Annotated in this window: 7 protein-coding genes; all 7 read left to right on the top strand. The window is 64.2% G+C overall.

Features of this window, described 5'->3' with window-relative positions; all coding sequences use genetic code 11:
- Positions 1 to 340 precede the first annotated feature (340 nt).
- The 7 genes from bcsD (at position 341) to ACUN0E_RS11100 (ending at position 13,291) form a co-directional block, all read left to right on the top strand.
- A complete protein-coding gene (bcsD, locus tag ACUN0E_RS11130; protein ID WP_408241697.1) occupies positions 341 to 796 on the top strand; it encodes a cellulose biosynthesis protein BcsD in 456 nt (151 codons plus the stop codon).
- A gap of 62 nt (positions 797 to 858) precedes the next feature.
- The gene (bcsP, locus tag ACUN0E_RS11125) at positions 859 to 1,770 is read left to right on the top strand and encodes a cellulose biosynthesis protein BcsP (RefSeq protein WP_445566595.1); all 912 of its coding nucleotides are present in this window, start codon (positions 859 to 861) and stop codon (positions 1,768 to 1,770) included.
- Positions 1,767 to 2,555: a cellulose biosynthesis protein BcsQ gene (bcsQ, locus tag ACUN0E_RS11120; RefSeq protein WP_408508195.1), complete on the top strand. Its 789-nt coding sequence runs from the start codon at positions 1,767 to 1,769 to the stop codon at positions 2,553 to 2,555. The genes bcsP and bcsQ overlap by 4 nt, the downstream gene beginning before the upstream one ends.
- Positions 2,552 to 4,756 carry a UDP-forming cellulose synthase catalytic subunit gene (bcsA, locus tag ACUN0E_RS11115; protein ID WP_408241705.1) on the top strand — a complete coding sequence of 735 codons (2,205 nt, stop codon included), beginning with the start codon at positions 2,552 to 2,554 and terminating at the stop codon, positions 4,754 to 4,756. The genes bcsQ and bcsA overlap by 4 nt, the downstream gene beginning before the upstream one ends.
- Positions 4,757 to 4,759: 3 nt before the next feature.
- Positions 4,760 to 7,336, top strand: a complete 2,577-nt coding sequence (gene bcsB, locus ACUN0E_RS11110; RefSeq protein WP_445566594.1) for a cellulose biosynthesis cyclic di-GMP-binding regulatory protein BcsB — start codon at positions 4,760 to 4,762, stop codon at positions 7,334 to 7,336.
- 1 nt (position 7,337) lies between these two features.
- Positions 7,338 to 8,546 (top strand): cellulose synthase complex periplasmic endoglucanase BcsZ, encoded by a 1,209-nt coding sequence (bcsZ, locus tag ACUN0E_RS11105; RefSeq protein WP_445566593.1) that lies wholly within the window; start codon positions 7,338 to 7,340, stop codon positions 8,544 to 8,546.
- On the top strand, positions 8,537 to 13,291 hold the full coding sequence (locus ACUN0E_RS11100; RefSeq protein WP_445566592.1) for a cellulose synthase subunit BcsC-related outer membrane protein: 4,755 nt from the start codon (positions 8,537 to 8,539) through the stop codon (positions 13,289 to 13,291). The genes bcsZ and ACUN0E_RS11100 overlap by 10 nt, the downstream gene beginning before the upstream one ends.
- Positions 13,292 to 13,390 lie beyond the last annotated feature (99 nt).

Here is a 13,390-nt window from a genome sequence, read left to right as displayed (position 1 = left end):
GTGCGAGACATGCTTTGTGCATACCAGCATCGATCGTGAACACTTTCACCAGGGATAACCGCAATAAGGAAGCGCAAAAAGCCATTCGACCAACAAAAATTACGTGATTGACCGGCATCCGCCGCAATCGTTTGCTCGTATAACGCAGACGAATGTAAAGTGGCTAAAACTTACTGTCTTAAGTAGACTCCTCCGAAGTGTGGCGGACAGACTAGACAGTCCGGTAAAAATAACCTTGGACGCGTGCAACGCGCGGCTTTCCGTAACACTTTCACTTTGCATTCGACCGTCGGCACCCGTTTTTATACACGGCCGAAGCAACGGCCACTTCCCGGAAAACATGGTCCCAATTCTCGATTACCTGCTGGAACGCCAGATCTCGCCGCAATGGCGCGGCATGCTGACTGCATTGGCAACGGAGTTTGAAGCGCAGATCGGTCGCGACGAACTGCGCCAACTGATGTACCGCGTAGGCTGCCGGTTTGCCGCGGCGCATCAGTTGCCGGCTTGCGGGTCGACTGCGGAGCTCGCTCAGGTATTGAATCTGTATTGGCATGACATGGATTGGGGCTACGTCGAGTTGTCCGACGAAGCTGAATCGCTGCGCATCGTGCATTACTGTGCGCCGCTGCAAGCGTTTGGCAACCCGGCGCTCGCATGGACCCCTGCGTTTCTCGAAGGCGTCTATCAGACCTGGTTGAGCGCGTTGGGCGCGCAGGGCCTGTCGGTGGCGCAAACGAGCGAGTACGGCACGGATACCTCGATCGAGTTCCGGTTGGGCCGGCACCCGGGTTGAGCGGAGTAAGTAAAAAGTAAAAAGATCGAGGCAACGCAAGTCATGAACAAGACGGCGGCACTATGAGTTCATCGAGCGATATCGAGAAACTGTTCGATCATTTTGGCGGCGACGCCAGCGCGTACCAAGAAATCGGCCGCGAAAACGAAGCGCGTTCGGCGCGCACACGTTGGCCGCTGCTGGTGACACTTGATCTGACACAACCGACGATTCCCGCGATCGGGCAGCGCCGCGAACCTGCTAGCACGGCATTGGCGCAAGACGCGGCGCCGGCTGCCGATCGCCAGGACACCACGCCCAAAGACGCTGCCTCGGTCACACGTGCGAAGGCCCCTCTGTTTACCCGGTCACATCGGCGGGACATTCCGCCAGTGGTCGTCGCCGCTCAGCCTGCCGCGCCGAGTGGCGCTTCGCGTTTCGGCGCGCTCGAAACGAACGATGAAGCGGCGCCGCCATCCGCACCAGCAGCGCCGGTGGCCACCGCACCGGTTCCTCCGGCCATGCCGCCTGCAAGTCTTCCGCCGGTGGCCCAGTTCCGCACGCCGGCAACGCCAGTCACGCAAGCTATGGCGGGCCTGCCATCCAACACGCTGACGCCGCGCGCCGGGATCCCGCCGCTCACGCCACGCGCCGCCGCACCGGCGCCAGTCGCTGCACCCGCGCCAACGTGGGCGCAAGCGCCGGCCCAAGCTCCAACATGGGCGCAAGCACTCGCGCCCGCCCCCACCTCCGCGATGACACCCGCAGCACCCAGGCCGCCCGCGTCGATCCTCGGCAAACTGTTCGCCCCGGAACCCGAACCCGTGCCGCCACAAGCTGCCGCCGCGCCAGGCGAATCCGCGCCGCTGCAATCGGTCTTCGACCGTCTGCGCGGCACACCCGCACAAACGGCCGCCGCGCCGGCCGGCGCACCGCGCGCCGCCACGCCCGCCGCCTCCAACTCGTGGCTGGTCAACGGCCCTCGTCGCTCATGAAAGTCATCGCGGTCGTGTCCGCCAAAGGCGGGGTCGGTAAAACCACCCTCGCCGCCAATCTCGCGTCTGTGCTGGCCGCCAGCGGCCGGCGCGTGATTGCCCTCGACCTCGATCCGCAGAACGCGCTGCGTCTGCATTTCGGCGTGCCGCTCGACAGCATCGACGGTTTGTCGCGTGCCACATTGACGGGCGATCCCTGGCAAACCGTCATGTTCGACGGCGTAGACGGAGTGACCGTGGTGCCCTATGGCGCGGTGCTCGAAGACGACCGCCGCCGCTTCGAAGCGCATATCGACCAGGAGCCGGGATGGCTCGCGCAGTCGCTGCAAAGGCTGCGGCTCGACGCCTCCGACATCGTCATCATCGATACGCCGCCGGGCTCGTCCTTGTATGTACGCACTGCGTTGTGCGCGGCCACCTTCACGCTGAACGTAGTGCTCGCCGACGCTGCTTCGTACGCGGCCATTCCGTTAATGGAACGGCTGATTGAAACGTATGCGGCGCCGCGCCCTGAGTTCGGCGGCGAAGGCTACGTGATCAACCAGATCGACCAGTCGCGCCAGTTGACCAAAGACGTCCTCAAGGTTTTGCGCCAGATGCTCGGCGGCAAACTCTTCCCGGGCGTGATCCATCTGGACGAAGGCGTGAGCGAAGCGCTCGCGTGCGACACCACGCTGATTCACTACGATCCACTCAGCCAGGCGGCCGCCGATTTTCGTTCGTGTGGCAACTGGCTGATGACGGCGGTCGACGCGATCGCCGTCTCGCCAAGGAACGTCGCATGAGCACGCCTCAGTCGCAGGACATCGAGGCCGGCGAGCCGTCGCGGCTCGAACGCTTCGTCGACGCACGCTTCTGGAACAGCCGCATCGTGACGGGTCTGGTCACGCTGTTCGCCCTGACGATGCTGTACTTCGTGTTCACGGTGCCACTCGCGTTCTACGAGCAACTGACGTTCGCGACCTGCTGCTTCGTCACCGCGCTGTGGTTCCGCCGCCTGCCTGGCCGTTACGCGACGATGGTGATGATCATGCTCTCGGTGGTCACCTCGGGCCGCTATATGTACTGGCGGCTGACCTCGACGACTTACTGGGAACATCCGCTCGATGCCGCGTGGGGGCTGCTGCTGGTGTCGGCCGAAGTCTATTCGACCATCGTGCTGCTGCTCGGCTACTTCCAGACCGCATGGCCGCTCAAACGCACGCCGATGCCGCTGCCCACCTCGCGCGAGCTGTGGCCGACCGTCGACGTGTTCATCCCGACCTACAACGAGCCGCTCTCGGTGGTGAAGCCCACCATCTACGCGGCGCTCGCGCTCGACTATCCGGCCGACAAGATTTCGATCCACGTACTCGACGACGGCCGCCGTCCCGAGTTCAAGGCGTTCTGCGAGGAAGTCGGCGTCAACTGGACGATCCGCACGCACAACCGCCATGCGAAGGCCGGCAACATCAATGAAGCCCTGAAGATCACCCAGGGCGAGTACCTTGCGATCTTCGACTGCGATCACATTCCGACCCGCTCGTTCCTGCAGATCGGCCTCGGCTGGTTCCTGCGCGACAAGCTGCTGTCGATGCTGCAAACGCCGCACCACTTCTTCTCCGCCGATCCGTTCGAACGCAATCTCGGCACCTTCCGCAAAGTGCCGAACGAAGGCGAACTGTTCTACGGGCTCGTGCAGGACGGCAACGATCTGTGGAACGCCACCTTCTTCTGCGGCTCATGCGCGCTGTTGCGCCGAACCATGGTCGAAGAGATCGGCGGCATCGCAGTCGAAACGGTTACCGAAGATGCGCACACCGCGTTGAAACTGCACCGCCTCGGCTACACCACGGCATATCTGGCGATTCCTCAAGCGGCGGGTCTCGCCACCGAAAGTCTCTCCGGCCACATCGGCCAGCGGATTCGCTGGGCGCGCGGTATGACGCAGATTTTCCGGATCGACAATCCGCTGACCGGCAAGGGCCTGAAAATCGGCCAGCGGCTATGCTATCTGAACGCGATGATGCACTTCTTTTACGGCATCCCGCGTCTGGTGTTCCTGACCGCGCCGCTGTCGTATCTGTTCTTCGGCGCGCATGTGATCGAAGCCGCCGCCAGCACGATCGCGATCTACGCGCTGCCGCACATGTTCCACGCGAGCATCACCAACTCGCGGATGCAGCGCTCGTTCCGCCATTCGTTCTGGGCTGAAGTCTACGAATCGGTGCTGGCGTCGTACATCACCGCGCCTACCTTGCTCGCGCTGATCAACCCGAAGCTCGGCAAATTCAACGTGACGGCCAAGGGTGGCCAGATCGAGAAGAACTACTTCGACTGGGCGATCTCGCGGCCGTATCTGTTCCTGCTGTTGCTGAACCTGATCGGCTTTGTGGTCGGCATCGTGCATATCTATCTGAACCTGCACATCCGCAGCGTGGTGAACACGACCATCCTGAACCTCGCCTGGACCACCTACAACATGCTGATTCTCGGCGCGAGCGTGGCGGCGGCAAGCGAGCGCCGGCAGATTCGCGCGGTGCACCGCGTGGCGATGACGATGCCCGTGATGCTGAAATTCTCGACCGGCCGCACGCTCGCCTGCGAAACCATCGATTACTCGGAAGGCGGCGTCGGCGTGGCGCTGCCCGCCGCGATCGAAGTGCCGATGCACGAAAGCGTGACCGTATCGCTGTTTCGCGGCGACGAGGAATATGCCTTCCCCGCCACCGTCGGTTTCACGGAACCGGGCCGCGTAGGCCTGCGCTTCTCCGCGATGACGCGAGAACAGGAATACGAGTTCGTCAAGACCACTTTCGCGCGCGCCGACGCATGGACCGGCTGGGCCGAAGGGCGTCAGCAGGACACACCGTTGCGCGGTCTGTCGCATGTGCTGATGGTCGGCGCACGCGGCATTGCGGGTCTCTTCGAGCATCTTTATGCCGACCTTCGAAGCTCGATGAAAAGCCGTCCGGTGGACGTCAAGAAGCTAAAAACCAAAGACTGATCTATGGGCAACAGGATGGCGAAGGCAAACATCGAACGCTCGAATCACGAGCGCAGTGGGATGGAACCAGAGGCACGTCCACGTCGGTCTGGACGCTCCCCTTCGCAACGCCTGATGCGCGGGCTTGCCTGCTGGCTCGCGTTGCAGACCGCGTTGGCGGCGCCGCTGGCCTCGGCGACTGAAGTGGCCGCGGCGGCCATGAGCGGCGCGAGTGCCTCGCAAGCTGGTCAGTCGACAGCGGCCCAGAGCGCGCCGTCTGCGCGTGTCGCCACCGGCGTGGGCAGTGTGCCTGCACCGGGCGCGGCTGTCGTCTACGATCCGAACATGATCGCGCAGGCGCAGTTGGCCACGCCCACGCCGGCGCTCGCCGCGGCGTCGGTAAAAGCCCTGGGTATCAGAACGCCGACCACCGCCGAACCGGGCACGCTGGTGCCCGGCGGCCGCCGTCAAACGCTCACGTTCGCCGACCTCGGCGCGCACGATCCGCTGCAACTGCGCGGCACCGACGGCCAGAACGGCGTCGCGTTTTCGGTGCGCGGCGACGAAGTGGTGACGGGCGCCATCCTGCATCTGGTCTATAGCTACTCGCCCGCGCTGCTCGCGAATATCTCCCAGCTAAAAGTGCTGGTGAATGGCGAAGTCGCCGCAACGCTGCCGGTGCCGCACGAACAGGCCGGCATGCTGGTGGCGCGTGACATCTCGATCGATCCGCGTTTCATCACCGAATTCAATCACCTGAACGTGCAGTTGATCGGCCATTACACGACGAGCTGCGAAGACCCGGCGAATTCGTCGCTGTGGGCCACCGTCAGCAATGCGAGTTCGCTCGATCTGACCTACGCGTCGCTCACCAGCAAGCCGGACCTGGCTGCCCTGCCGCAACCATTCTTCGACCGCCGCGACGTGCGCCGCCTCGAGCTGCCGTTCGTGTTTCCGCAAAAACCCGGCGCCACGATGCTCGAAGCGGGCGGCATCGTCGCGTCATGGTTCGGTGCGCTCGCCGGCTATCGCGGCGCGCTGTTTCCGGCGCAACTGGATAACGTGCCCCTGTCGGGCAACGCGGTGGTGTTCGCGACCGACGACCAGCGCCCGGCCGGCGTGACAATTCCGGCGATTTCCGGCCCGACTATTGCCGTGGTGGATCGTGAAGCGCCGGCGCGCGGCAAGCTGCTGCTCGTACTCGGCCGCACCGAAGCCGAACTGAAAACGGCCGCCAAGGCACTCAGCATCGGCCAGAACACGCTGAGCGGACAGAGCGCGACAATCACGCAGCTGAACGAACTCGCGCCGCGTGCGCCGTACGACGCGCCGAACTGGCTGCCGACCAACCGTCCAGTGCGTTTCGGCGAGCTCGCCGACGCGCGCGACCTGACCGTGTCCGGCTATGATGCCGACGCCGTGCGCGTCAATCTGCGCGTGCCGCCCGATCTGTTCATGTGGCACACCAAGGGCGCACCGATCGATCTGCGCTACCGCTACACAGTGCGTCCACTGCGGGACCGTTCGTCGCTGAACGTCAGCGTCAATGACGGCTTCGTGCAAGCGCTGCCGATTCCGGCCGAGTCGGCCTCCGTGTTCGATCTGAGTCATTACTTCGCGCGCGTTTTGCCGGACAAGACTGCCGAAGCACGCCGCACCGTGCATATTCCGCCGCTGCTGCTGACGCCGCGCGCGCAAGTGCGCCTGCATTTCTACTACGACATTCCGAACACCGGCGAATGTCACGGCCGTCTGCTGGAAAACGTGGTCGGCGCGATCGATCCGAACTCGACCATCGACCTCTCGTCGTTCCCGCATTACATGGCGCTGCCCGATCTGGCCGCATTCGCCAACAGCGGTTTCCCGTTCACGCGCATGGCCGACCTCTCGGAGACCGCGGTGGTCTTGCCGAACGAGGCCGATTCGAGCGACTACAGCCTGTTCCTGCTGACCATGGGCCGGATGGGTGCCTCGACGGGTTATCCGGTGAACGGCGTCATGGTTGGCACCGCTGACGACGTCGACAAGTACGCCAACAAGGATCTGCTGATTTTCGGCGCGCCGGGCAAGCAACCGCTGCTGCAGCGCTGGGCCAGGTCGATGCCGTTCTCCAGCGACGGCGATTCGCGGACCTTCGCGCTCTCAGACGTCGTCTTCAAACTCGAGGACTGGTGGCATGGCGAACGCGGCGTCGAACGCTCGCCGGCGCGTGCCGACCTGACGCTCGTGAGTTCGAACGGCGACGCGCTCCTGACCGGTTTCGAATCGCCGCTGCAGAAAAACCGCAGCGCCGTCGCGCTGGTGAGCGCGGCCGGCCAGTCGGACGCCGATCTGTCCGCCGCCCTGCTCGACGCCGACGTGCTGCAGGGGATTCAAGGCGCGATGGCCGTGATCCACGGCCGTACCGTCACCATCACGTCGAACGGCGAAGCGTACTATGTCGGCCACTTGTCGCCGCAGGAATACTTGCGCTGGGCGCTGTCGTCACATCCGTTGTTGCTGATGCTGGGCGGAGTGCTCGCCGCGCTGATCATCGCCGGCCTCTTCTATCGGACGCTGCGTTCGATCGCCGCGCGCCGCCTAAGGGACGGACAGGACTGATATGCGGGTTCGAACCAATAAGACACGCGTGGCGCTGACGCTCGGGCTTGGTCTTGGACTTGTCCTCGCGGCGGCCACGAGTTTCGCCAACATCATCAGGGTCGCCCAGAGCACGTCGACGCCCGCCCAGACGGGTCCGTGCAACAACGACTGGCCGGCATACCGCACGTTCGTCGAACATTTCGTGCAGGCCGATGGCCGCGTGATCGATTACTCGTCGCCACAGTTGAAGACCACCTCGGAAGGCCAGTCGTACGGCCTGTTCTTCGCGCTGGTCGCGAACGACCGCGCCACCTTCGACCGGCTTCTGAACTGGACGCGCACCAATCTCGCGGGCAATCAGTTCGATCCGCAAAATGTCCGGCTGCCGTCGTGGCTCTGGGGCAAGAAACCGGACGGCTCGTTCGGCGTGCTCGATCAGAATGCCGCGTCCGACTCTGACCTGTGGATCGCCTACGATCTGCTGCAAGCCGGCCGCCTGTGGCGTGAGGCAAGTTATACGCAACTCGGCCAGGCACTCGCCGCGCAGATCGCGCGCCAGGAAGTGACCACGCTGCCAGGCGTCGGCCCGATGCTGCTGCCCGGACCGCAGGGTTTCAAGGACGGCGGCGTGACGCGCCTGAATCCGAGCTATCTGCCGTTGCCGGTGCTACGCGCTTTCGCAAAGGACATGCCGAATGGTCCATGGGCCAGGCTCGCCGATAGCGCCTACAAGCTGATCAAGACCACGGCGCCGCAAGGCTTCGCGCCCGACTGGGCAGCATGGCAGAACGGCCAGTTCGTGGTCGATCCCAAAGATGGCGACACCGGCAGCTATGACGCGATCCGCGTCTACCTGTGGGCCGGCCTCACGTCGCCCGCCGATCCGCTCGCCAAACCCTGGCTCGCAGCGCTCGGCGGCATGCGCGCGAGGGTCGCGCAAACCGGCATTCCGCCCGAGAAGGTCTCGTCGACCACCGGCACGGCAAGCGGCGAAGGACCGTTGAGCTATTGGGGCGCGCTCGCGCCGTACTTCAAGGCGCTCGGCGACGAGCACGGCCTCGGGCTCGCGCGCACGCATCTCGCCGTGCTCGACACCAGCGTGCCGGGCCGTGAACCTGTTTATTACGATCGTGTGCTGGGCTTGTTCGGCACCGGATTCATCGACGGTCGCTATCGTTTCGACGAAGCCGGCCGTCTCGTGCCGAGTTGGAGAAATGCATGCGATTGAGCGCCCTCGCGTTTTCATTGCGGTTCGCGCTGAGCCTCACGGCCGTCTGCTGCGTGGCGACGGCTTCGCCTGACGTGTTGGCGCAGGCGTCGAAAGATCCTCTGAGCGTGCTGATCGATCAGGGCAAGTACTGGCAATCGCATCACCGTGGCGACCTCGCTGAGCAGGCGTGGCAGAAAGTGCTGAGTATCGATCCGAAGCAACCCGATGCGCTCTACGGCATGGGCATGGTGCTCGCCGACCGCAAGGACGGTGCGGGCGCGCAGCAATATCTGGCGCGCCTCAAAGCGGTCGCGCCGAACTATCCGAATCTGGACGAACTGGGCCGCCGTCTTGGCGAATCGAGCCTGCGTGACCAGAGTGTCAACGACGCGAGGCGCCTTGCGCAAACCGGTCAAAGCGCGAGCGCCGTACAGGAGTATCAGCGCGCGTTGAACGGCAAGCCGGCGACGCCCGAACTGCAACTCGAGTATTACCAGGCGCTCTCGGCCACACCGCAAGGCTGGGATCAGGCGCGCCGCGGCCTGGAACAGCTCGCACGCGACAACCCCGACGACCCGCGCTACGCCCTCGCCTACGCACAGCATCTGACGTATCGCGATGTGACGCGCCGCGACGGTATTGCACGGCTGCAGAAGCTTGCCGCCGACAGCACGGTCGGCGCATCGGCGAAAAAGAGCTGGCGTCAGGCGTTATTGTGGCTTGACGCGCGACCCTCCGACGCCGCGCTATACGAAGCGTATCTGCAAGGCGCGACCGATGACGCCGCGGTCAAGGCGCGCTTCGAGTCGATGGTTCAGCAGGACAAGTCGGCTCGCGATCGCGCACAGCAAAATGCCTCTGTCGACGCCCGCGGCCGCACCGTCGCCGACGGTTTTGCCGCGCTCGATCGTGACGACCTCGGCACGGCGCGCGCGAAGTTTTCGTCAATCCTGGCGAATAGTCCGAACGACACCGACGCGCTCGGCGGCATGGGTATCGCCGCGTTGAAGCAGGAACGCTTCGCCGAAGCCCGTAACTATCTGGAACGCGCGTCGCGCAGCGGCAATCCGGCGCGTTGGAAAACCGCGCTCGATAGCGCGACCTACTGGACCTATACCAGCGACGCGATCGGCGCACGCAGCAACGGTGAATTCGCCAAGGCGAAGGCACTCTTCGAACGGGCAATCGCGCTCAATCCGTCCGACGTCACGGCGCAGGTGCTGCTCGGTGAAATGCTGCTGTCGAACGGCGACCCGGTCGGCGCGGAGCAGGCTTACCGGATGGCGCTGCGCCGCCAGGCCGACAATCCCGATGCGATTCGCGGCCTGGTCGGCGCGCTCGCCGCACAAGGCCGCGGCGACGAAGCGCTGCAATTTGCCAATCAGTTGAACACCGAACAACAATCGAAGGCCGGCGGCATCAACCGTCTGCGTGGCGAAGCGCAGGCAGCGCAGGCGCGCGCGGCCGAAGCGCGCGGCGATCTCGGCAGCGCGCGCAGCCTGTTTGAAGACGCGCTGCTGAACGATCCCGACGACCCCTGGCTGCGTCTGGACCTCGCGCGCATTTACGTGCGCCAGGGCGCGGTTGCGAATGCCCGCAGCATGATGGACGGACTGCTCGCCGCGCATCCCGACATGACCGACGCGCTGTATGCGAGCGCGTTGCTGTCGGCGGAAACACAGGACTGGGCTGCCGGTCTTGCGCAACTCGAACGGATTCCGGTCGCGCAACGCACCGACGCGATGACGACCTTGCAACACCGCCTTTGGGTGCATCAGCAGGCCGACCTCGCGACGCGGATGGCGCGCAACGGCCAGTCGCAACAAGCGCTGGCGACGTTGCACGCGGCCGAACCGGTCGCGGGCAACAGCCCCGAACTGATCGGCGTGATCGCGGCCGGATATCAGCAAGCTGGCGACCCGAATCGCGCATTGGGCCTTGTGCGCAGCGCGATGACCGTGGCGCCCGGCAATACCGATCTGCTGCTCCAATATGCGGGCATTCTGTCCGCCACGCAGCAGGACGCCGAACTCGGCATGGTGATGCGACGCCTCGCATCGATGCAACTGACGCCGCAACAGCGCACGGATTTCGGCAATCTGAATCTGGGCATCGTCATCAAGCAATGCGACGTGGTGCGTCAGCGCGGCGACCTCGCCGCCGCCTACGATGTGATCGCGCCGTGGCTGGCGGCGATGCCCGACAATCCCGATCTGCAAACCGCCCTCGGCCGCCTCTATTCGAGCGCCGGCGACGACCGCAATGCGCTCGCCAGTTACCGCGTCGCGCTGCAGCGCAAGCCCGACGACCTGAACCTGCTGCAAGCGACGATTCCCGCTGCGATCGGCGCGAAACAATTCAGCTACGCCGAATCGCTCGCCAATCAGGCGCTCGCTGCGGCGCCAGGAGACCCGGGCGTGCTGGCGACGGTCGGCCGCATGTATCGCGCCGAAGGCAAGCTGTCACTCGCGTCGACTTATCTGCAACGCTCGCTGGTCGCGGCCAATACACCGCTGATGGCCAACGCGCCGCGCACCAATGCGCCGAGCAACGTGCCGCGTGGCTGGGAAGTCGCGATGCGCCGGATCGGCGCGACGCCGCTGCCGGGCACCAATCCCTTCGAAGGTAAAACCGCCACGGTCACGCCGACCGACGCCGACAATGCCGCGCTTAGCCAGAGTGGCTTTAATGCCGCGCGCGCGTCGCTTCCGTACTCGCAGTCTTCCTTGCCGTCACAGACCGTGCCGAACTATCCGCCTCCCTCGCAGCCCACGCCTTATGTCGCGCCTTATACGACGCCTGCGCAGCCGTATTCGCCGAACGCCGCGCCCACCGCCGTTCCCTATAACGCGCCGCGGCCCGATACCAACACCGGTGGCTACGGCCAGGGGACCAACGGGTCGAGTCAGTCGGGCGCGCCGTTGCAGCCGTACCCGGGACAAGGCCAGCCGCAGATGCAAACGCAGATGTCGCCGCAGCAGCAGTACAACGGCGGGTATCCGCAGCAGGCGGGGTATCCGCAACAAGCCGGTTACCCGCAACAGGGCGGATACGCTCAACAGCCGCAGTATCAGCAACAGGCGCCGGACGGCTATGCGCCCACGCCGTGGCCGATGTCGCCCGCGGCACGCGAAGCGCAAGCCAACGCCGGTTCGATGCAACAGCCGCGTTACACGGGCTCGACCACGAGCACGAAACACGCGGCCGGCAAGAAGCAAAGCACGTCGAAGAGCACGCGCAGCGCACAAGCTTATGCGCAGGCGCCGTATGGGCAGCAGCAAGGTTATCCGCAGCAGCAACAGCCCTATTACGGCCAGCAGCCATATCCGCAGCAACAACAGGGCTACGCGCAGCAGGCTTACGGTCAGCAGCCTTATCAGCCCTATCCGAATCAGGGCTCGGGTTATTACGCGCAGCAACAGCAGCCGTATATCCCGCAGCCGCCGACCGGTTATGCGCAGCCGTATTACCCGCAACAACCTGGCGCGAATGGTAATGGCGGCAACTACCCGCAGCCGAACGTCGCCAACACGCAGACGCTCGGCGTGGCCGAAGAACTGGCGCAGGTCAATCGCGAGCAGTCGAGTACCGTGTCGGGCGGGATCGTGTTCCGCAACCGCACGGGCGAGGACGGCCTGTCGACGCTCACCGATATCGAAGCGCCCATTCAGGGGCGTATCAAGGCAGGCAACGGCCATATCGTCGTGACGGCGACCCCGGTTACGCTGGATGCCGGTAGCGCCTCGGGGAATGTCTCGACGCTCGCGCGATTCGGCGCGGGGTTGTCCAACAGCAAGTCCGAGGCGGCGGCGATTGCCGGCACCAACACTTACGGCAGCCAGACTGCGAATGGCGTGGGTTTATCGCTCGGATACGAAGGCCGCAACATCAGCGGCGATATCGGCGTGACGCCGCTCGGTTTCCTCGAGAAGACCATCGTGGGGGGGGCGCAATACAACGGCGCCATTACCGACAAGGTGTCGTATTCATTGGCTGTCGCACGTCGCGCCGTGACGGACAGCCTGTTGTCGTATGCCGGCGCGCGCGACTCCGGCTCCGGGCTCGAATGGGGCGGCGTCACATCCAACGGCGGTCTCGGCAGCCTTGCATGGGACGACGGCACCAGCGGCCTGTATGTGAACGCTGCGTATCAGCACTACCAGGGCGTTCACGTCGCGAGCAATAACGCAGTCAAAGGCGGCGGCGGGGTCTACACGCGCCTGCTGAAGGATGCCGATCAGACGCTGACGATCGGCGTTAACACGACGCTGATGAGTTACGACAAGAACCTCTCGTACTTCACGTACGGTCAGGGCGGGTACTTCAGCCCGCAGCAGTACGTGATTCTGAATCTGCCGGTCGAATGGACGGGGCGCAATGGTGCATTTACCTATGACGTGAAGGGGTCGATCGGCGTCCAGCACTATCGGCAGGATTCGTCGAATTATTTCCCGCTCAACGACTCTTCTGCGCCGCAGGCGACGGCTGCAGCGAATGCTGCTTTCGTTGGTACGGGTGTTGATAGTGGTGCGGTTTATCCTGGCCAGAGTAAGACGGGGGTTTCCTATTCGCTTAGCGCGGTGGGGGAATATCAACTTGCGCCGCAGCTGGCGTTTGGGGCGACTGCGTCGCTCGGTAATGCTTACGAATATCGCGAGTGGCTCGCGGCTGTTTATGTGCGGTATAGCTTTAGTAAACAGACGGGCTTGCAGCCGTTTCCGCCTACGCCGCTTAGTTCGCCGTATTTGTCGTTGTCGAACTAGGGATTGGTTTTTGTCTTTGGCGACGGCAGTGTTGGTGGTTTTGTGGTGGTGCCGTTTTTTCTGGTTTGTTTGCCTGTGCGGCGCTTGTCTGTGTTTTTA

The sequence above is a fragment of the Paraburkholderia sp. D1E genome (genome assembly GCF_052682275.1).
Note: the sequence above shows the minus strand (reverse complement) of the source record. Positions and strands in the feature narration are given on the sequence as shown.

What these genes read in the sequence shown, in the direction of transcription:
- bcsD (WP_408241697.1), top strand. Translation starts at nt 341, where the DNA reads ATGGTCCCAATTCTCGATTACCTGCTGGAACGCCAGATCTCGCCGCAA.
- bcsP (WP_445566595.1), top strand. Translation starts at nt 859, where the DNA reads ATGAGTTCATCGAGCGATATCGAGAAACTGTTCGATCATTTTGGCGGC.
- bcsQ (WP_408508195.1), top strand. Translation starts at nt 1,767, where the DNA reads ATGAAAGTCATCGCGGTCGTGTCCGCCAAAGGCGGGGTCGGTAAAACC.
- bcsA (WP_408241705.1), top strand. Translation starts at nt 2,552, where the DNA reads ATGAGCACGCCTCAGTCGCAGGACATCGAGGCCGGCGAGCCGTCGCGG.
- bcsB (WP_445566594.1), top strand. Translation starts at nt 4,760, where the DNA reads ATGGGCAACAGGATGGCGAAGGCAAACATCGAACGCTCGAATCACGAG.
- bcsZ (WP_445566593.1), top strand. Translation starts at nt 7,338, where the DNA reads ATGCGGGTTCGAACCAATAAGACACGCGTGGCGCTGACGCTCGGGCTT.
- ACUN0E_RS11100 (WP_445566592.1), top strand. Translation starts at nt 8,537, where the DNA reads ATGCGATTGAGCGCCCTCGCGTTTTCATTGCGGTTCGCGCTGAGCCTC.